This is a genomic window from Clostridium sp. (genome assembly GCF_036660475.1).
Taxonomy (GTDB): Bacteria; Bacillota; Clostridia; order Clostridiales; family Clostridiaceae; genus Clostridium_J.
Window position 1 is genome coordinate 115,399 of sequence record NZ_JAVXAO010000010.1, and the last position, 20,665, is coordinate 136,063.

Genomic DNA, 20,665 nt, shown 5'->3' on the forward strand with positions numbered 1-20,665 from the left:
CAAATATTATATCAATATTGATTAACTAATCATAATGTTGAAAAAAATAGCTGTTTTTTATAGAAATTTTCATATATACATACATTTCATCATATTATTAATGTATATGTTATATATTAATAATAATTGAGGAGTTTATGCCATGAAAAATATATTTATGCCTTACTACATGAATGAAGAAACTTTAAGACATTTGTTTAAAATTGCTATTAATAGATATGCCAATATTGAAATAAATGGGAATAGACAAGACACTACAATACAAGCCACTGTACCACTTTCTGAATTAAGCTGTGGGAAAATTCTTCAAGGCAGTGCAACTATCACTTTTACTAAAAGTATAAATCGAATAAATATTGAAGAAGTTGAAAAGTCCTCAATCAATGTGTTTATCACCCTTGAGAGTTTGCTACGTGAAAATAAAGCTATAAAAACTATTTCATCTCCGAATGATTTTAAATCAATTTCACCCGGTGACATAATTGAACTAGAATGTACTATTGAAAAATCAGATACTACATTAGAATTCTTAAAAAAAACTCAAGACCTAATGGAATTTCAGCAAATAACCACTGGCATTGACAACACTTCTATGCTTAATTGGATTAGTAAAAACATATCTGAAATACTGGATAGCAAGGCTTTAAAATGTTCTACTGAGCCATTATTTAATAGTGATACTACAGGTGTTATTTCTTTATGTTCAAAGCACTCTTTAACTGACATGTATTGTTATGTAGGTAAACCCGTTACAATAGTTGGCGAAGTAACTGGTTATGATGGAATAGATAATTCAACTGCAATAAATAGTGACCCCCTAGTAATGACACTATTATGGAACTATATTAATTCAAATGAAAATTATAAATCTTTCATACCTCACTTAAATTACTCAAATAATATAATTAATCAAGGACGAATTTTAGAAATTGTCCCTTTCATGATATATTTGTAGTGTTAAATAATTCAATTTAAAGATATAGTAAACCGCTAAAACACTGATATGTTACGGCTTTGAATAATCTAACCTACTATTGTATATAGAACTTAATACAACCTAAAAAAACATGGGATTTTTTTAACCCCATGTTTTTTTATATTTTAAATCTTCCTTTTATTAATCACTTACATATCCATAAGATTTCTTCTATAGTTCATATTTAACTTTCTTAGTTCCTTCATATTTACATCTAAAGCAATTTCTAATTCAGATAACTCACTGTAATTTTTATCGCTTATAGCTTCTCTCATTTGAGTGAATAAACTTTTACTTACATAGTTATCCTTCATAATTTTCTCTCTAAGTCTGTTAACTTCACTCCACTTTTCAAGATCATATTCCATTAAATCATCACAATTTACTCTTTTAATACTTCTAATTTCATTTGAGTAGTTTGGAATTATTCTATGCTCTAGCTCTGTGATCCACCTTTCAAGTACTGCCTCGCTATAACCTTTTATGAACTTATCACTCATAACATTACCTTCAGTCAATACTTTTACCTTTTCATTGTTATCAAAGGCTAATATGTTTTCATATACAGTTCTTGGAGCTTTTCCGAAGTATGATTCTCTCTCTTCTTCAGTGTAGAATTCGAATACGTCCTCTTCACTTCTATAACACCTGTTTTCTTCTAAGTAATCAGCTTTTTCACCAAAATTTTTAGAAAGTTCTTTTAGAAGTTCATCTTTATGCTTGTTATTTTTAACTACATAGCTTATACCATCTATCATAGAAATTATAGTTGCAGCTAAAACAAGATAAATGTTTGTATTTGGATTTGGTGATCTTAATTCAAATCTAGTAGCCATAGGATTTATTTCATCTCTTATTAATCCTATTAACACAGTTCTATTTCTAGAAGGTTTTTCTTTGTCTGTTCCCAGTGATGTAACTATACATACTGGAGCTTCAAACCCTGGTTTTAACCTTTGTAGTGCATCAGTACTTGAGGATACAAACGGATTTACTACTTCATAGTTTTTTAGCATCCCCATTAATGCTCCGTACCCTATTTCACTTACAAAATCTTTTTCTTCATAGTTATTAAATAAATTTATTACTTTTCCACTCTTAAGTTTTAATATTATACCAACATGAAGATGTTCCCCATTACCAGCCGCTTCATCTACAGGCTTAGCTTGAAATGTAACTTCAAGACCATTCCTTCTGAAAGTTTCCTTTATTAATCCTCTAACTAGAAGTTCATTATCACAGGTTTGAAGGGCTGTAGAGAACTTCCAATCGACCTCTAATTGTTCCATTATATGAGTCAAGTCTCCACTTTTTGAAAGCTTAGCTTTAACTCCTCCAACTTCTTTATGCCCCATTTCCGGCACTAAACCATACTTTTCTAGTAAATCAAGAGATTTTTCTAGCGCTGTTCTTACTGGCCCTTTAGTTCTCTTCCAATATTGTTCTTTTAAAACCTCCGAAGTAGATAATTCTTCTATCTCTGCAAGTTCATTGGGAGTGTTTACCCAAAATTCCAGCTCTGTAGCCGACGTAATACTTACATCTTCAATATCATCATAAGATATATTAAAATTTGATAGATATCCTTCATTTTCTTTAAATAGTTTCATCATTGAATTTCTAAAATGATTTACAGAATTTTTTAATATATATCTTGAATCTACTGCAATGCCCTCATGATATAAATGACATGGCATTCTAATAGTTCCAACTGGTTTTCCTGTTTTTTCATCTATGTAATCATAATTATAATCTATAAACCAGTTACAAGTTAAATCTACTTTCATATCTACCTTTGCATTATTAAGGGTAGCTATTCCTGGCAATATTACAGAAGAACCATCTGTCTGAACAGCTGTACCATGTAAAAAAGTTTCAATGTCTTCTATAAAATTCTTTACTGGAATTTTCTCATCAGTGTCATTTCCCAAAAAGTCAATTCCAACTAAAGAAACGAATCTTATTTCTTGATGCTGTTGGAGAACTTTTAGCAACTCCTCTTTATTCTGTTTATTCGTAGATATTACATATAATAAATCCATATATTATAAGCCCCCTTCTTTAATTTGAATTTTTTCAAATTTGCATTAATTATAGCATAATATAAAAACATTAGATATAATGAATTCTGTTAACAATAAGTTAATATAACAAGTATTTTCCTCTCATTTTAAAAACTTTTTGTAACTCTTTAATTCTTTGTTTACATTTAATCCTTTACATAAATATTAAAACCTTTTCATTAGAAATAAAATAATTCTTTAATAAAATATTTTATTTAATTGTTTTCTATTTATTGATGTAAAGTTTCTTAATTTATACTAATATATTATTATAAACTTAATTTGGTTTAAATATTTTTTAAATCAACTATGTATTTATGCAATTTGAAAAATATTATGTGATTACATTTATTTTAAATTTAAGGAGAAAAAATTCTATGAAATTACTTTTTTTTGACACAGAAACTACAAGCATAAGACCAGGGAATATATGCCAACTAGCTTATATTCTAGTAGATACTAGCACCAAACCCCAAACTACTATAGGTAAAAACTTTTTCTTTACTGTTGAAGAAATGAGCCAAGGCGCTGAAGATGTACACGGATTTTCTTTAGAGAAACTCTATGATTTAAGTAATGGTTTATACTTTGAAGATACCTATGAGGAATTTATTGAAGACTTTCTTCATAGCGATATAATTATTGGACATAACGTACAGTTTGATATAAAATTTTTAAAAAGCGAACTAGAATTCTTAGATGTCCACTTCAATCCTAACCATGTGTTTTGCACTATGTCTTACTATAAAAACATCTGCAAACTAAGTAACTCTAAGGGTATGCCCAAAAATCCATCCCTTGGAGAAGTAGTTAAATTTTTAAATTTTAAAGATGATTACTTAACTGAAAAATGTACTAATCTCTTCGGTGGCTCATCCGCCTACCATGATGCTAGATTTGATACTACGTGTACTTATTTAGCTGTTATTCATGGAATAAAAATGGGATTAATACCACCAAAACACTTTACTAATATGGTAGAATTAGGAGAGTAGTATACTCTTAAATTTTTATCATGGGGGGATTGTAAATGATAGCTATTAAAAATATTAATATCCACACAATGACTGACAATGAGATTATTGACAACGGTGTTATTTTAATTGAGAATGATAAAATTACCTATGTTGGTTCTAACACAATAATTCCTAAGGAAGCTAAAATAATAGATGGCATGGGAGGCTTCTTAATGCCTGGTATTATTGATGCACATTGCCATATTGGAATGTGGGAAGATGGACTTGGATTTGAAGGTGCTGACGGAAATGAAGCCACCGATCCAGTTACACCTCATCTAAGAGCCATAGATGCAATCAATCCAGTAGACAGATGTTTTCAGGAATCCCTTGAAGCGGGTATAACTACCGTTGCTACAGGCCCTGGAAGTGCAAATGTTATCGGTGGAACCTTTTTAACTATGAAAACCTATGGAAAAACGGTTGACGATATGGTAATAGATCCATGTGCTGCCATGAAAGTAGCCTTTGGTGAGAATCCTAAACGAGTATATAATAGTAAAAAAACTAGCCCAAGTACAAGAATGGCTACTGCTGCTATACTACGTGAAAATCTTATTAAAGCTAAAAACTATATTGAAAAACAAGAAGCTTCCAAAAGGAACAATGAAAAAGGCCCTGATTTTGATATGAAATTAGATGCATTAGGAAAAGTACTAAGAAAAGAGATTCCACTTAAGGCTCACGCTCATAGAGCTGATGATATTTTAACTGCTATAAGAATAGCTAAAGAATTCGATTTAGATTTATCGCTTGAACATTGTACTGAAGGTCATTTAATAACTCAAAATCTAAAAGATGAACATATCAAGGCAATAATAATTGGACCTTCTCTTTCTAATAGAAGTAAGGTAGAGCTTAAAAACCTCACATTTAAAACCCCAATGATTTTAAATCAAGCTGGAATTAAAGTTTCTATCATGACAGATCATCCAGTTATTCCTCTTCAATATATATCCCTTTGTGCGGCATTAGCTGCTAGAGAGGGAATGAATGAAGAAGAAGCTTTAAGATCTATTACTATAAATCCTGCCCATGCTATAAATGTAGCTCACAGAGTTGGCAGTATAGAAGTTGGTAAGGATGCTGATATTATAATTTATAATGGCCATCCCTTCGATCTTAGAAATACTGTTAAATTCGTAATGATAAATGGTGAAATTGTAAAAAATGATTTATCAAAATAATTTATCTAACTATCTAACACTTCAACTCACCATTTTAAATTTTCGGGTAACAGAATGATATGACTCTCTATAAATTCATATTGATAATAGGCTAATCCCCTATTATCCTGAAGCTGATTTGTTGTATTTTAGACATATAACAAATCAGCTTCTTTTTTCAACTTTACAAATCTACCATAACTTACATTTCCCAATTTCTAGTATAACCACTGGACTTTATTTTTATATTTTGTATAATACTAATTATCACCCTTAATTATTTATTTATAATTATATGATAATTTTATTTTATCTTAACGAAGTCTTGGTTTTCTAAATTCGTATTTATTGCTAGTTTCTAATTTGATGCATCTATTTAGATAGTTATTTAATTAGTTATTGGCTTTTTCTATATATTTTTATTTTTAGGAGGTAATCTTATTGATAGATAAAATTAAAAAGAATTTAATCGTAATCCCATTAACCCTTTTAGTGTTATCAACACTTTCTTTGGTAGTTTTAAATATTAGTACTTCTACATCTTTACATAAAAGTTATAATGAATTTATGGTAGATGTAGAAAATGATAATATCCTCAAAGTTTCTATATCTCAAACACCTAAAATTACGGTTGTAGATAAAGATGGTATTAAATATGTCACTGATAATCCAAATAGTAGTACATTAAAGGAAACTTTACTAAAACAAGGTATCCTTGTTGAAAGCTCTGCTACGCTTCCTAATAATCAACGTATAGCAGTGATTATATTAGCTTTTTCGGCTATAACTACTATATTCATGGTTATAAGGCGCAGAACTTCTTCTAGCAGCATGAATTCTGTAAATGCTGTTGATGGACAAGATATTTCAAAGGATAAGTATAGCTTTAAATCCGTTGCTGGAAACGATGAAGCTAAAGAAAGTTTAAATGACATAGTAGATTTCCTGAAAAATTCTGAGAAATATGCAGCCTATGGTGCAAGGATGCCTAAAGGTGTAATTCTCTATGGTGACCCTGGAACTGGTAAAACACTTCTTGCTAAGGCAATCGCTGGAGAGGCAAATGTTCCCTTTTATGCAGTTTCTGGATCAGATTTTGTTCAAATGTATGTAGGGGTTGGAGCTAGCAGAATCCGAAATCTATTTAAAAAGGCTAAATCTCAAGGTAGTGCTGTTATATTTATAGATGAGATAGATGCTATCGGTAAAAAACGTGGCTCTAATAAAGCCGGTAACTCTGATGAAAAAGATCAAACTCTAAATGCCTTACTAACTGAAATGTCTGGATTTAAAGAAAGTCATGGCATAGTAGTAATTGCGGCTACAAACAGGCTTGACGTACTTGATGAAGCTCTTTTAAGACCTGGTAGATTTGATAGACATATTGAAGTATCGCTGCCAGATGTTAATGCTAGAGAAAAAATCTTGAAGCTTCATCTCAAAAACAAACCTATTGAAGACATAAATATAAGAAATATAGCTGAAAATACTACTTATTTTTCTGGTGCAAAACTTGAGAACTTAGCCAATGAGGCCGCTATAATTGCTTGCAAGGAAAATGCTCCTTACATTACCGCCAATCATATGGACAAGGCGTTTTCTATAGTTGTAGCTGGACATGAAAAGCTGGATAAGACTTCGATGAAAAAAGATGATTTAAAAATTACTGCATACCATGAAATTGGACACGCCTTAATTTCTTATTTAAAGCTTCCCGAAGAGAAAATTTCAAAGGTAACTATAATTCCAACCACTAAAAGTGCAGGTGGTTATACTTTAACCATCGGCGGAGATAACACTTACCATAACTTAGATTACTTAAGAAGAAAAATCATGGTATTACTTGGAGGTAGAGCTGCTGAGGAAATTATTTTTGGCAAAGATAAAATTACTACTGGAGCTTATAACGACCTTAAGAAAACTACTAATATGATAAATAATATGATATGTGAGTATGGAATGGGTAAATCCATTGGACTTTTAAGACTATCAGAAATGCAGGGAGTGTCTACAGAACACTATACTACTGTAATATTAAGTGAATGTAGGTCAACAATAAATGAATTATATGAAGAGGTTAAAAATATACTTAACGATAACATAAATTTACTACACAGCTTGTCTACAGAGCTTCTTGAGAAAGAAACCCTATATACCCAAGATATTATTGATGTTGTATATGGCAAGACTATCTAATTTAACAATTAAAATAATAGTATCTTCTTTATTAAGCTATTCTTAGATTAAGCCATTATCAAAGTTAACTCTAAATATATATCATTAAATGAACTGCTCCATGTCAAATAGATATGGAACAGTTCATTTAAATATGATGTTATCGCTTGCATTTTTTCAAATAACAATGAATATATCCCCTACTATTAAAATATAATGTATTAGTTCAATTTTAATTTGTAGTTAGGTGGTATTTTACATGAAAGATAAAAATGTCTATATTGGTATAACTTTTCTTATTTTAGGGTTATCATATTTTACATACTACTTTAACCCTATACTATTTAATAAAATTTTAAATCTATGGCCTATCCTCATTTTAATTTGTAGTTTGGTTCTTCAGTATTTATACTTTGAGCTAAGGTTGTCACCATTAGTAATCATAAGCGGTTTTTCCCTAGTTTATGGTGCCATGTATACCCTTAACTTATATATTGATTTTATAGATACACATAGCTCTATTGCTATATTTTTTCTAGCTATTGCTACTTCTCTTTTAAGCTACTATATTTTTATAAATCCTAGTTATATACTATTACCTTTTATATTTTTATTTATTTCTATTGCTATTATTATCTTTCTCTATCCCTTTTATAAGATATTCATACCTGTTATTAATACGGAATTAACTATTTCAACTATATTTATACTGATTGGTGTATATCTAATTTTCAGTACCCTCATAAGCTATATTAAATGATATTTATTTAACAATTTCTTTAATTCCCTTAACATTTAACCTAAAACAATAATTTATTTATATGAAATTTCTCATTGTAAAATCAGCTTATGAAAGTTATTAATGCTAAAATTTCATTACAACAAAAAAAGGTGTAAATTCTATAGAGTTTACACCTTTTTTTACAGTTTTTATTTATCAATATTGAATTTTAAATCTATATCTAGCCCATATAATTACATTATACTTCATTTTTAGACATTATGTTATATTTTAAGATGATACAGTTAATTATTATAACTTACTTAATTCTACAGCAATTCTAGCCCCAACTTTAGCATTGTTGAATACTAATTGTATATTTGATTCTAAACTTGATCCACCAGTTATCTCTTTTACTTTTCCAAGTAAAAATGGTGTGCTCTCTTTACCTTTTATTCCTTTTTCATCCGCTTCTTTTACAGCAGCATCTATAGCATTATTAATTGTGTCATAATCCATTTCAAATTCTTCCGGAATTGGATTAGCAACAACCATTCCACCTTTTAATCCTAAATCCCATTTGCTTTTTAATGCTCTAGCTATTACTTCCTCATTATCAGCTTTATAATCTACTTTAAATCCTGATTTTCTTGTATAGAACGCTGGTAATTCCTCTGTTTGGAATCCAACTACAGGTACACCTTTAGTCTCTAAGTACTCACGTGTTAATCCTATGTCCAGAATAGATTTACATCCGGCACAAATTACCGCTACATCTGTCATACCTAGCTCTTCTAAATCTGCTGATATATCCATAGTATGCTCTGCACCTCTATGAACTCCACCAATTCCACCTGTAGCAAATACTTTAATTCCTGCAAGGGCCGCTATTATCATAGTTGTTGCAACCGTAGTTGCTCCATGTAACTTATTTGCAACTATAAAAGGTATATCTCTTCTACTAGTTTTTAGTACTCCTGGTGTTTTCCCTAAAAATTCTACTTCATCTTTAGTCAATCCTACTTTTAATACTCCATCAAGAATAGCTATAGTTGCTGGAACTGCACCATTCTCTCTTATTATACTTTCAACCTTTAATGCTGTTTCTACATTCTTAGGATAAGGCATTCCATGGGATATAATTGTAGATTCTAAAGCAACTACCGGTTTACCTTCCTTTAATGCATTTTCAACCTCTGGATTTATATTTAAATACTTTTCTAACATAATTTATTCTCCTTCATCTTTTTATTTATATTTTCCAACGATATATTTGGATTAATTGTATCTTTATGTGATATAGCAAGTGCGGAACACGTAGTCGCAAATTCTAATGTCTGTTGAATGTTATAATCGTTCATACTTGAATAAACGAGCCCTGCTACAAATGCATCACCTGCACCATTTGCATTAACAACATTAATTTTAGGTGTTGTAAATAACCCGCGTTTTTTACCATTGTTATAGTATACACCTTCTTCACCTAAACTAATAAATACATTCTCAACTCCCAAATTAAGGAAATATTCACTAACTTTTTCAACATCTTTCATATTTTTAATTTCCATACCCGATAGAATTTCTGCTTCGATTTTATTTGGCTTAATAGTGTGGAATTTATGGATTATATCCTTTACTTTAGTTGCTTTTGTCGAAGATACTGTATCTAGAAAGAATTTCGTATTTTTAAAATTATTTACCACATACTCTATTACATCTTTCGGTATATTAGTATCAATCACACAAATCCTTGAACTTTCTATAATATTCCGTCTGCCTTTTATAAAGTCTATTGACATCTTTTCATATATATCCATAGACGATATTGCAATTTTCATATCCCCTGAATTATCAAGAACCGACATGTAAATTGAAGTTGATTCTCCATCCAATTTCAAGCTTTGGTCTAAATCTAATCCAATTTCTCTTCCTTCATCTATTACCTTACGACCATAGATGTCATTTCCTATAACCGAAATCAATTTAGTTTCTACTTCAAGCCTAGCTAAATTCTCACCTATATTTCGCCCTACTCCACCCAATGAAAATTTTATATTCCCAGGATTAGAGTCTCCAAGCCGTAATTCAGAATTTGAAAATCCAACTATATCAATATTAGTTCCACCAATAATTGATACAAACTTTTCTTTATTCATAACATATCCTCGACCTGATATATATCCCTTTTTTATAAGGTTGCCTATATGCACCCCTACAGAGGATCTTGTTATTTTAAGAATATCAGATAACTCATTTTGAGATATTAAGGGATTGCTTTTAATGAGGTTTAATACTTCTTCTTCTCTATTTGTCACGCCAATCTCCCTTTCAATAATTCTTTACTCTATAAGCACTTCTTTATTTAATATTATCATGTTTGCATCTTTAGCGCAATAATTATTTTTTCTTACATTATATATACGTATATTAATATTTACTCTTATATAATTCTTAATCCCTAATTTGTAAAAATGATTTTTATTAATTCAACCTTTATATACAATATCCACAATATAATTAATTTAATTTTCTATATATTTTAACTATTTCTTAAATTATATTATATTAATTTATAAATGACATAACAATTTGAATATATTGCAAGATGACTATTTTCGAGTTATAATAGGGTTTGTACTATAGGAATCATTAATATATATGAGTAGTTTATCTATAGGAATGGAGGAATATTATGGGACTTTTAACTTTTAAACGAGGCATTCATCCGCCTCACGGAAAACATTTCTCAGAGCACAAAGAAATTGAAACTTATCTCCCAAAAGGTGATTTAGTCTTCCCTATGAGTCAGCATATAGGTGCCCCATGTGAACCTATTGTAAAAAAAGGTGACAAGGTACTAGTTGGCCAAAAAATAGGATTAAGCACAGGTTTTGTTTCATCTAACATTTATTCAAGCGTATCTGGTATTGTTAAAAATGTAACACCTATGCTTAGTTCTGGTGGTACTAAAGTGATGAGCGTAATTATTGAGAATGATAATACTTACGAAGAGGTTGCTGCAGTGCCTCATAAGAATTTTGAAAATTTGTCCAATGCAGAATTATTACAAATTATTAATGAGGCTGGTATTGTTGGACTAGGTGGGGCATGTTTCCCAACTCACGTTAAACTTTCACCACCTAAAGACTCAAAAATTGATAGCATAATTATCAATGCGGCTGAGTGCGAACCTTATTTAACTTGTGACCATCAATTAATGCTTCAATACTCAAAAGAGATTGGTGAAGGTTTACAAGTTATTACAAAGATGTTCCCTGAAGCTAAAATCTTCGTAGGTATTGAAAATAACAAAAATGACGCTATAACAATAATGAAGGCTGTTTTAGAGCCTATGACTAATGTACAAATATCAGAACTTAAAACTAAGTATCCTCAAGGTGCAGAAAAACAACTTATATATTCTGTTACTAAAAGAGAAGTACCAAGTGGAAAGTTACCTGCTGATGTTGGTTGCATAGTACAAAACGTAGCAACAATTTTAGCTATAAGAGAAGCTGTCGTAATTGGAAAACCTCTTACTGATAGAATCGTAACTGTTACTGGTGGTGCTGTTAAAACACCAAAAAATCTTAGAGTTAAATTTGGTACAAACCTACAAGAACTTATAGACGCCTGTGATGGTTTTACTGAAGAACCTATTAAAATCATTAGTGGTGGACCTATGATGGGTACTGCTCTATTTACATTGGACTTACCAGCAGTTAAAGGTACTTCTGGCTTACTTTGTCTTACAAGTGCTGAAGCTACTCCAACAGTTGAATCAAATTGTATAAGATGTGGCAAATGCGTAAATGCTTGTCCTATGTTCTTACTACCTAATAAACTTAATGCTCAAGTTATGAGATCTGATTATGATAGTTTTGAGCAGTTCGGTGGTCTTAATTGTATTGAGTGTGGTGCTTGTAGCTATTCTTGCCCTGCTAAGAGAAACTTAACTCAAACATGTAAAGAAGGTAAAAAAAGAGTCTTAACTAATAGAAAGAAAAAGTAGAGGTGAACATAATGTCTGGAAAATTATTTAACGTATCCGTATCGCCACATATAAAATCAAAAGAGACAGTTTCAACGGTGATGAGAGATGTTTTAATAGCACTTATACCTGCTACTATTGCAGCGGTATACTTCTTTGGTTTAGATGCCGCATTAGTAATCTTAACTGCTATTGCATCTGCAATGCTTAGTGAATTTATATTTAATAAAATTACTAACAGACCAAATACTTTAAGAGATTTAAGTGCCGTAATAACAGGGTTATTACTTGCTTTTAACATGCCACCAACTATCCCTCTATGGATGGTTGCTGTCGGAAGTGCATTTGCTATCATCGTAGTTAAATGTTTCTTTGGTGGACTTGGTCAAAACATTATGAACCCTGCCCTAGCTGGTAGAGCGTTCTTACTCGCAGCCTATCCAACCCAAATGACCCACTGGACTATTGACGGAGTTACTAAAGCTACTCCACTTGCTATTTTACGTAACGGTGGAGCACTACAACCTGATATTATGGATGCATTTTTAGGAGTTAATATTGCTGGATGTATAGGAGAGGTTTCTGCTCTCGCTTTAATTATTGGTGGAGCATACCTTCTATATAGAAAAGTTATCACTTGGCATATTCCAGCTGCTTATTTAGGTACAGTTTTCATTATAACAACAGTACTTGGAAGAGATGGATTTATGACTGGCCAAGGTTTCTATGAATTATTTGTTGGTGGATTAATGATTGGTGCACTATTTATGGCAACTGATTACACAACTTCTCCAATGACTAAAACTGGACAAATTATCTTCGGTGTAGGCTGTGGTGTTTTAACTACTGTAATTCGTCTTTATGGCGGATATACTGAAGGTGTATCTTATTCAATTCTTCTTATGAACTTATTAGTTCCAATGATTGACAAATGGACTACTCCACGTGTATTCGGAGGTGCAAAATAATGATAGAAAATTTAAAATTAGGAGCAACCTTACTTGTTATAACAGCAATTGCTGGATTAATCCTTGCTTTTGCCTATGATATTACTAGAGCACCAATCGAAGCTAAAGCAAAAGAAAATCAAGCTATAGCTCTTAAGGTTGTTTTAGCTGCCGATGAATTTGAAGAACTTAAAGCAGATAATGCTGAAAACATAAAAGCAATATTTGAAGCTAAAAATGGTGGACAAACTACTGGTCATGTATTCAATGTAATCGCTAAAGGTGGTTATGGTGGAGATATCGAACTTATGGTTGGAATAAAAAATGATGGTTCTATATCTGGAATTACAATACTAAAGCAATCAGAAACTCCTGGTCTTGGTTCAAAAGCTACAGAGCCTGGTTTTACTGATCAATTTAAAACTATGAAAGCTGAAAAAGAACTTGCAATTGGTTCAGATGTTCAACCAATTACAGGTGCTACCATTACTTCAAAAGCAGTTACCTCTGGTATCAACACTGCTATAAACTATTACAACACAAACTTGAAAGGAGCAAAGTAGAATGAAAGAGTTAATTAACAGATTAAAAGTTGGTATTATTACCGAAAATCCAGTATTTATTCAAGTACTAGCTATGTGTCCTACTCTTGCTGTTACAAGTAGTGTTCAAAATGCTGCTGGTATGGCATTAGCTGCTACCGTAGTATTAATTGGATCTAACGCAGTTATTTCTTTAATTAGAAAACTTGTTCCTGATAAAATTAGAATACCAGCTTATATCGTAGTTATCGCTACCTTCGTTACATTAATTCAGTTCCTATTAGAAGCATATATTCCTGATTTATACAAATCACTTGGAATATTCTTACCTCTTATAGTTGTTAACTGTGTTATCTTAGGAAGAGCTGAAGCTTATGCATCTAAAAATAAGGTATTACCTTCTATTTTTGATGCTATAGGTATGGGTCTAGGATTTGGTCTTGCTATAATTCTACTTGCAACTTTCAGAGAAGTTCTAGGAAATGGAACATTCTATGGAATTCAAGTATTACCAAAATCTTATGTTCCAGCTATGGTTATGACATCAGCTCCAGGAGCATTTATGACACTTGGTATGATTCTTGCTGGATTCAACCAATATAAAATTTCTAAAGCTAAAAAAGCTGAAACTACAAAATAAGGAAGGTGAAATTTAATGAGCGAATTATTTACTATATTTATAGGCGCCCTTCTAGTTAACAACGTAATATTAGGGCAATTTCTAGGTATATGTTCCTTCCTTGGAGTTTCTCAAAAAACTGAGACTGCTAAGGGTATGGGTGCAGCCGTTACCTTCGTAATGATACTAGCTACTCTTATTACCTTCGTGGTAAACAACCTTATCCTAGTTCCTTTTGATTTAGGATACTTATCAACACTTGCTTTTATCCTTGTTATTGCGGCACTAGTTCAATTTGTTGAAATAGTTATTAAGAAAATTCAACCTGGTCTTTACAGATCTCTTGGTATATTCTTACCCCTAATAACAACTAACTGTGCAGTACTTGGTGTTGCTGTTACAAACATAGATAAAAATTATGGATTGGCTCAATCATTATCTAACACTCTTGGTGCTGCTCTTGGATATGTACTTGCTATAGTAATCCTTGCAGGCTTAAGAGAAAGAATGGAAGATAACACTGATATGCCTGTTGCTTTTAGAGGATTACCAATCTCTTTAATTACAGCAGGGTTAATGGCTATTGCTTTCTATGGCTTCAGTGGTTTAGTTTAAGGAGGGAAATTTAATGGAATTATCAAAATTAGTAGCTCCTGTAGTAAGCCTTGGTAGTCTTGGACTAGTATTTGGAGCCTTACTCGGATATGCAAACAGTAAATTCAAAGTAGAAGTTGATGAAAGAATTCCTCTAGTAAGAGATTGTCTTCCTGGTGCAAACTGTGGTGGATGTGGATTTGCTGGATGTGATGCTTATGCTGAAGCTGTAGTTATGGGTACAGCTCCAACAAATAAATGTAGCCCTGGTGGCGCTGAATGTGTATCAAAAATCTCTGATATTCTTGGAGTTGAGGCTACTGTTGGTGAACCAATGACGGCTTTTGTTAAATGTAAAGGTACACCTGACGTAGCTAAGGAAAAATATAACTATGTTGGAATCTTAGATTGTAACCAGGCTGCTGTTGCTCCTGGTGGTGGATCTAAATCATGTGAGCATGGTTGTCTTGGTCTTGGTTCATGTGTAAAAGCTTGTGAATTTGGTGCTCTGTCTATTATAAATGGAGTTGCAGTTGTAGATGAAGAAAAATGTGTTTCATGTAGTGCATGTATAGCTATATGTCCTAAATCAATAATTCATCTTGTACCTAAGAAATCTAAAGTTAGAATAGATTGCAACAACAAAAATAAGGGTAAAGACGTTATGGATACATGTTCTGTAGGTTGCATTGGTTGCAGTATTTGTATGAAGAACTGCCCAAAAGATGCTATAGAAATGGTTAATAACATTCCAGTTTTTGATTATGATAAATGTATTAATTGTGGAATTTGTGCAACCAAATGCCCTAAAAATTCTATCATAAATCTTAAAAAACCAGTTTTAAAGAAGGATTCTGTACAAACTACAGAGCCTACTCCTGATGCTGAAAATAACAATACTACCGTATAATAACCTTAATTTTTATGTTATAATATAGAAGGCTTTTAGCCTTCTATATTTATTTGGAGGTGATTTCATGGAAGAAGAAGGTATTGTAAAAAGAATTGATGGTAATATTGCTAAAGTGGCCTTTACCAAAAAAGGTGGATGTGGTGGCGGATGTTCATCTTGTAAATCCGGTTGTCCTAAAGACACTATAATGGTAGATTTGGAAAATACAAAAGCTGCTATTGCCGGTGATAGAGTTTTAGTTTCTATGGATAATGCTGTATTTAAAAATATGACATTTTGGGCCTATGCCTTCCCTACTATCATTACTGTAATTACTCTTATGGTAACACTTTATGTGTTTGGCAAATTTAATCTAAACAACTATGAATTGTATTCAGCCTTTTCAGCTATAGTTGCTATGCTTATTTCATATAAAATTAGCGCTAAAATAAATAAGGGTGAGGATAAATACACATTCAAAATGATAAGAAAAATTAAGTAAATTTACTTAATTTCAAATGTAATATTTTTAATTTACTGTGGTAAACTAAAAATATATATAATTAATGGATTTTTATATATTTTAGGAGGTATAAATATGAATATTCGATCAATGATTGATCATACTATTTTAAAATCATCAGCAACAAAATTAGAGGTTATTAAAATTTGCGATGAAGCTAAAGAATATAATTTTAAATCAGTATGTGTAAACTCTTGTTATACAGAACTAGTTGCAAAGGAACTTAAAGATTCAGACGTTCTTGTTTGCACTGTTGTAGGCTTCCCTCTAGGCGCTATGGATACTAAATCCAAAGCTTTTGAAACTGCTAGGGCTATAGAACTTGGATCTAATGAAATCGACATGGTAATAAATGTTGGTGCCTTAAAAGATAAAGATTATGACTTTGTAAAAAACGATATAAAAGAAGTTGTTGAAACCTCTAAAGGAAAAGCCATTGTTAAAGTTATATTAGAAACCTGTCTATTAACTGAAGATGAAAAAATTAAAGCTTGTGAATTATCTCAAGAGGCTGGTGCTGACTTCGTAAAAACATCTACCGGATTTAGTACTGGTGGGGCTACCGTTGAAGATATCACCCTAATGAGAAGGATTGTAGGCCCTAATATGGGCGTTAAGGCATCTGGAGGTGTTCGTACTACGGAAGATGCTATGAACGTTATTAATGCTGGTGCAACACGAATAGGTGCTAGTGCATCAATATCTATAGTTGAAAATTTATCAACTTCTGATTCTGATTATTAATTAATTATAATTTTAAAAAAGGGAAATTTATTACATAAATTTCTCTTTTTTCATGTCCATTAATGTAAAATATAGTCTATTCATGTTAACTTCATGTTAACTATATTAATTTTGTTAATTATCTGAATTTTCTATTGAAATTGGTCGAAAATAGTATATTCTTGTATTATAAATAAAACGTTTTATTGTAATTATTTTATAGGGGGAATTAAAATGAATTTTTTTAAAGGACTTTTTAAATTTGTTCCAATCTTTGTTTTAGCCGGTCTTATGATTATGGGAGTTGATGTTCTTACAGCAGCACCAATTGCAACATTATTCGCTTGTGCTGTAGCCTACATAACCGAAAAGGTAAAGTTAAACGATCTCATTGATGCAGCTGTAGACAATGTAAAGGGTTTAATACTAGTATTCTTTATACTAATGTTTGCCTACGCTATGGCAAGTGCATTCATGTCTACAGGAGTTGGGGCTTCCATAGTTAATGTTTCCTTATCACTTGGCTTAAATGCAAGAACAGTTGCAGTATCAGGGTTCTTAGTAACATCTATACTTTCTGTAGCTACTGGTACTTCTTGGGGAACTTTTGCTGCATGTGCACCAATTTTCTTATGGCTTAACCACATAGTTGGTGGAAACATAATGCTTACTACTGCAGCTATTGCTGGTGGTGCTTGTTTCGGTGATAATATAGGACTTATTTCAGACACTACAGTTGTAAGTTCTGGTATCCAAAATGTAGAAGTTGTAGACAGGGTTAGAACTCAAGGGTTCTGGTCTCTTGCTTGTCTTATCGTAACTGCAATCATTATATTCGTTGTAAGTTTAGCAATGAAACTTCCAACCGATTTAACTAATGCAAAGGTAGCAATTGATGCTATCCCAGCTGAAGTATGGACATCTTTAGATGCTGTAAGACCTGAAGCTGTAAATCTTCTAAATCAAGTTAAAGATGGGGTTCCTCTATATATGGTAATTCCTCTAATACTTGTTATAGTTGCCGCTGTTAAAGGTATTCCTACACTACTTTGTCTTTTCCTTGGAATTGGTTCATCCTTTGTATTCGGTAGCTTTGCTGGAACTGTGGAAGGCATCGGACCATTCATGGAGTTAGTTCAAACTGGATTTGCTGATGCAGGTTCATGGGTTATCGTAATGATGATGTGGGTTGGTGCTTTTGGTGGTATAATGGCAAAAATGAATGCCTTCGCTCCTCTATCAACATTTATCCTAAAAATATCTAGTAATGTAAGACAATTAATGTTCTGGAACGGTGTACTTTGTATCGGTGGTAACGCAGCTCTTTCTGACGAAATGGCTCAAATCGTAACTATTGGACCTATCATTAAAGAACTTGTTGAAAATAACGTAGAAGGAAGCAAAGAAGATATGTACACCTTATATCTTAGAAATGCAACCTTTGGTGATGCTCTTGGAGTTTTCGGTTCTCAATTAATTCCATGGCATGTATACATTGGATTCTATGTTGGAATAGCAAACTCAGTGTATCCACTACATGAATTTGCCGCAATGGATATAATAAAATATAACTTTATGGCCTTTACCGCAGTTGGTTCAATATTATTATTAACACTTACTGGATGGGATAGATTTATTCCTAAATTCGGTTTACCAAAAGAACCTGCTGTTAGATTAAAAAAGGGAAATATGAATATACCAAACTCTAAAGTATCTTCTCTATAATAAATTGTACTGCTCCCACAACTAATATTTGTGGGGGCTTTTATATTTTTATCTTCACCTCAATATTGTATTTCTATTATTTTCATACATATCCTATATTAAAATTTATATATTTCACTATTTATAAATCCATTAATTTTCAAATTTAAACTTGTATGCTTTGTACCTTTTTAATTAAATTTATATATATTAATTCAATATTTCTACATCAAAGTAATAATATATAGCTAATCATTTTATATATATATTACAATAATATATTAGCATTTTTTTACTTTTTTCCCCTTTTTTATAATCAATTAGTATAATATTAAAAATATTTAATTAAAAAATTGTTTAATTTATGTGTTTTTTCAGAATAATACTTGATATTTTGTCGAAAACGTTTTAAACTATTGAATGTAGAAACAAGGTTCGAAAAATTGCCAAAGTTTCTACTTCAATCATTTTACGGGGGGATTCATAAATGAATTTTTTAAAGGGATTTTTTAAATTTGTTCCAATTTTTGTATTAGCTGGACTTATCATGATGGGGGTAGACGTTCTTACCGCTGCTCCAATCGCAACAATCTTTGCTTGTGTAGTTGCATACATAACTGAAAAGATTAAATTCAATGAACTAATTGATGCTTCAATCGAAAATGTAAAAGAACTTATATTAGTGTTCTTTATACTAATGTTTGCTTATGCAATGGCAAACGCTTTCATGTCTACCGGTGTTGGTGCATCTATAGTTAATATAGCGCTATCTCTTGGTGTAAATGCAAGAACCGTTGCAGTATGTGGATTTCTAGTAACTGCAATCCTTTCAGTAGCCACAGGTACATCATGGGGAACTTTTGCAGCATGCGCGCCAATTTTCCTATGGTTAAACCACATTCTTGGCGGAAACATTCTTCTTACTACGGCTTCAATAGCTGGTGGTGCTTGTTTTGGTGATAATATTGGGCTTATTTCTGATACCACCGTTGTAAGCTCTGGTATCCAAAAAGTAGAGGTACTTGATAGAGTTAAATCTCAAGTTATTTGGTCTATTGGTTGTCTTGTAGTTTCTGCAATAATTATATTTGGAATAAGTATTGCGATGAAACTTCCAACTGAAGTTGTTGATACTGCTCTTGCAATTGATGCAATTCCTGCTGAAGCTTGGGCATCATTAGAAGCTGAAAGACCATCTGCTGTAGAGTTATTAAATCAAGTTAAAGAAGGCGTACCTTATTACATGGTAGTTCCATTAATACTTGTTATAATTGCAGCTGTAGTTGGATTACCAACTTTACTTTGCCTATTTATTGGACTTATAGCTTCATTCATATTAGGTAGCTTTGCTGGAACTGTACCAGGATTAAGTTCATTCATACTTTTAGTTGAAGATGGATTCTCCGAAGCAGGATCTTGGGTTATCGTAATGATGATGTGGTTTGGTGCATTCAGTGGAATAATGTCAAAAATGAATGCTTTTGAACCATTATCTAATTTTGTATTAAAAATCTCTAATAATGTAAGACAACTAATGTTCTGGAACGGTATTCTTTCCATAGGTGGAAATGCTGCCCTTTCTGATGAAATGGCACAAATTGTTACTATAGGACCTATGATTAAAGAACTTGTTGACAAAAATGTAGACGGAACCGAAGAAGATCTTTACAAACTTCGTATGAGAAATGCAACCTTCTCTAGTGCCTTAGGTGTATTTGGTTCTCAATTGATTCCTTGGCATGTATACATGGGATTCTATGTAGGAATACTTACATCTGTATATCCTTTACATGTATTCAATGCAATTGATATCATAAAATATAATGTCATGGCATTTGTAACTGTAGGTTCCCTACTATTACTCACTATAACTGGTTGGGATAGATTCATTCCTAACTTTGGTTTACCAAGAGAGCCACAAGTTAAATTAAAAAAAGAAGATTCATCTATAGAAGCTGACAAAAAAGTTTCAGCATAAATAAAAAGAGAACTATTACAATGCTTTAAATAGGA

The 20,665-nt window shown here is 31.8% G+C and carries 17 protein-coding genes; 14 read left to right on the forward strand and 3 right to left on the reverse strand.

From position 1 onward, the window contains the following. Positions 1–142 precede the first annotated feature (142 nt). The gene (locus RSA29_RS13890) at positions 143–955 is read left to right on the forward strand and encodes a hypothetical protein (protein WP_346943359.1); all 813 of its coding nucleotides are present in this window, start codon (positions 143–145) and stop codon (positions 953–955) included. Between the two features lie 170 nt (positions 956–1,125). On the opposite strand, the gene RSA29_RS13895 is transcribed toward RSA29_RS13890, so the two are convergent. After that, a complete protein-coding gene (locus tag RSA29_RS13895; protein ID WP_346943360.1) occupies positions 1,126–3,018 on the reverse strand; it encodes a glutamine synthetase in 1,893 nt (630 codons plus the stop codon). A 398-nt stretch (positions 3,019–3,416) separates the two neighbouring features. On the opposite strand from RSA29_RS13895, the gene RSA29_RS13900 reads away from it, so the two are divergent. The 3 genes from RSA29_RS13900 to RSA29_RS13910 all read left to right on the forward strand — a co-directional run bounded on the left by RSA29_RS13900 (position 3,417) and on the right by RSA29_RS13910 (position 7,417). Then, a complete protein-coding gene (locus tag RSA29_RS13900) occupies positions 3,417–4,034 on the forward strand; it encodes a 3'-5' exonuclease (protein ID WP_346943361.1) in 618 nt (205 codons plus the stop codon). A gap of 35 nt (positions 4,035–4,069) precedes the next feature. Continuing rightward, entirely contained in the window at positions 4,070–5,242 is a 1,173-nt protein-coding gene (locus tag RSA29_RS13905; protein WP_346943362.1) for an amidohydrolase, read from the forward strand. A gap of 423 nt (positions 5,243–5,665) precedes the next feature. Further along, complete coding sequence (locus RSA29_RS13910; protein ID WP_346943404.1) at positions 5,666–7,417, forward strand: AAA family ATPase; 1,752 nt, start codon at positions 5,666–5,668, stop codon at positions 7,415–7,417. A 1,012-nt stretch (positions 7,418–8,429) separates the two neighbouring features. Here RSA29_RS13910 and RSA29_RS13915 read toward each other — a convergent pair. Further along, positions 8,430–9,344, reverse strand: a complete 915-nt coding sequence (locus RSA29_RS13915; RefSeq protein ID WP_346943363.1) for a pseudouridine-5'-phosphate glycosidase — start codon at positions 9,342–9,344, stop codon at positions 8,430–8,432. Continuing rightward, on the reverse strand, positions 9,338–10,432 hold the full coding sequence (locus RSA29_RS13920; protein WP_346943364.1) for a PfkB family carbohydrate kinase: 1,095 nt from the start codon (positions 10,430–10,432) through the stop codon (positions 9,338–9,340). The genes RSA29_RS13915 and RSA29_RS13920 overlap by 7 nt, the downstream gene beginning before the upstream one ends. 377 nt (positions 10,433–10,809) lie before the next feature. Between RSA29_RS13920 and rsxC the strand changes: the two genes are divergently transcribed. From rsxC to RSA29_RS13970, 10 genes are all read left to right on the forward strand, one after another. Further along, positions 10,810–12,129: an electron transport complex subunit RsxC gene (gene rsxC, locus RSA29_RS13925; protein ID WP_346943365.1), complete on the forward strand. Its 1,320-nt coding sequence runs from the start codon at positions 10,810–10,812 to the stop codon at positions 12,127–12,129. 11 nt (positions 12,130–12,140) lie between these two features. Continuing rightward, a complete protein-coding gene (locus RSA29_RS13930; protein ID WP_346931642.1) occupies positions 12,141–13,076 on the forward strand; it encodes an RnfABCDGE type electron transport complex subunit D in 936 nt (311 codons plus the stop codon). Then, entirely contained in the window at positions 13,076–13,618 is a 543-nt protein-coding gene (locus RSA29_RS13935) for an RnfABCDGE type electron transport complex subunit G (protein WP_346943366.1), read from the forward strand. Before RSA29_RS13930 ends, RSA29_RS13935 begins: the two co-directional genes overlap by 1 nt. 1 nt (position 13,619) lies before the next feature. Then, the gene (locus RSA29_RS13940; RefSeq protein ID WP_346943367.1) at positions 13,620–14,237 is read left to right on the forward strand and encodes an electron transport complex subunit E; all 618 of its coding nucleotides are present in this window, start codon (positions 13,620–13,622) and stop codon (positions 14,235–14,237) included. A gap of 15 nt (positions 14,238–14,252) precedes the next feature. Continuing rightward, positions 14,253–14,831 carry an electron transport complex protein RnfA gene (locus RSA29_RS13945; protein WP_346931645.1) on the forward strand — a complete coding sequence of 193 codons (579 nt, stop codon included), beginning with the start codon at positions 14,253–14,255 and terminating at the stop codon, positions 14,829–14,831. 13 nt (positions 14,832–14,844) lie between these two features. Beyond that, positions 14,845–15,720 carry an RnfABCDGE type electron transport complex subunit B gene (locus RSA29_RS13950; RefSeq protein WP_346931646.1) on the forward strand — a complete coding sequence of 292 codons (876 nt, stop codon included), beginning with the start codon at positions 14,845–14,847 and terminating at the stop codon, positions 15,718–15,720. A gap of 67 nt (positions 15,721–15,787) precedes the next feature. Continuing rightward, entirely contained in the window at positions 15,788–16,204 is a 417-nt protein-coding gene (locus RSA29_RS13955) for a SoxR reducing system RseC family protein (RefSeq protein ID WP_346931647.1), read from the forward strand. Between the two features lie 96 nt (positions 16,205–16,300). Next, a complete protein-coding gene (gene deoC / locus RSA29_RS13960; RefSeq protein ID WP_346943368.1) occupies positions 16,301–16,969 on the forward strand; it encodes a deoxyribose-phosphate aldolase in 669 nt (222 codons plus the stop codon). 213 nt (positions 16,970–17,182) lie between these two features. After that, positions 17,183–18,673 (forward strand): Na+/H+ antiporter NhaC family protein, encoded by a 1,491-nt coding sequence (locus tag RSA29_RS13965; RefSeq protein ID WP_346943369.1) that lies wholly within the window; start codon positions 17,183–17,185, stop codon positions 18,671–18,673. A 466-nt stretch (positions 18,674–19,139) separates the two neighbouring features. Next, positions 19,140–20,630 (forward strand): Na+/H+ antiporter NhaC family protein, encoded by a 1,491-nt coding sequence (locus tag RSA29_RS13970; protein WP_346943370.1) that lies wholly within the window; start codon positions 19,140–19,142, stop codon positions 20,628–20,630. The last annotated feature ends 35 nt before the right edge of the window (positions 20,631–20,665 follow it).

What these genes read in the sequence shown, in the direction of transcription:
- RSA29_RS13945 (WP_346931645.1), top strand. Translation starts at nt 14,253, where the DNA reads ATGAGCGAATTATTTACTATATTTATAGGCGCCCTTCTAGTTAACAAC.
- RSA29_RS13940 (WP_346943367.1), top strand. Translation starts at nt 13,620, where the DNA reads ATGAAAGAGTTAATTAACAGATTAAAAGTTGGTATTATTACCGAAAAT.
- RSA29_RS13905 (WP_346943362.1), top strand. Translation starts at nt 4,070, where the DNA reads ATGATAGCTATTAAAAATATTAATATCCACACAATGACTGACAATGAG.
- RSA29_RS13950 (WP_346931646.1), top strand. Translation starts at nt 14,845, where the DNA reads ATGGAATTATCAAAATTAGTAGCTCCTGTAGTAAGCCTTGGTAGTCTT.
- RSA29_RS13895 (WP_346943360.1), bottom strand. Translation starts at nt 3,018, where the DNA reads ATGGATTTATTATATGTAATATCTACGAATAAACAGAATAAAGAGGAG.
- rsxC (WP_346943365.1), top strand. Translation starts at nt 10,810, where the DNA reads ATGGGACTTTTAACTTTTAAACGAGGCATTCATCCGCCTCACGGAAAA.
- deoC (WP_346943368.1), top strand. Translation starts at nt 16,301, where the DNA reads ATGAATATTCGATCAATGATTGATCATACTATTTTAAAATCATCAGCA.
- RSA29_RS13890 (WP_346943359.1), top strand. Translation starts at nt 143, where the DNA reads ATGAAAAATATATTTATGCCTTACTACATGAATGAAGAAACTTTAAGA.
- RSA29_RS13915 (WP_346943363.1), bottom strand. Translation starts at nt 9,344, where the DNA reads ATGTTAGAAAAGTATTTAAATATAAATCCAGAGGTTGAAAATGCATTA.
- RSA29_RS13970 (WP_346943370.1), top strand. Translation starts at nt 19,140, where the DNA reads ATGAATTTTTTAAAGGGATTTTTTAAATTTGTTCCAATTTTTGTATTA.
- RSA29_RS13935 (WP_346943366.1), top strand. Translation starts at nt 13,076, where the DNA reads ATGATAGAAAATTTAAAATTAGGAGCAACCTTACTTGTTATAACAGCA.
- RSA29_RS13965 (WP_346943369.1), top strand. Translation starts at nt 17,183, where the DNA reads ATGAATTTTTTTAAAGGACTTTTTAAATTTGTTCCAATCTTTGTTTTA.
- RSA29_RS13955 (WP_346931647.1), top strand. Translation starts at nt 15,788, where the DNA reads ATGGAAGAAGAAGGTATTGTAAAAAGAATTGATGGTAATATTGCTAAA.
- RSA29_RS13900 (WP_346943361.1), top strand. Translation starts at nt 3,417, where the DNA reads ATGAAATTACTTTTTTTTGACACAGAAACTACAAGCATAAGACCAGGG.
- RSA29_RS13930 (WP_346931642.1), top strand. Translation starts at nt 12,141, where the DNA reads ATGTCTGGAAAATTATTTAACGTATCCGTATCGCCACATATAAAATCA.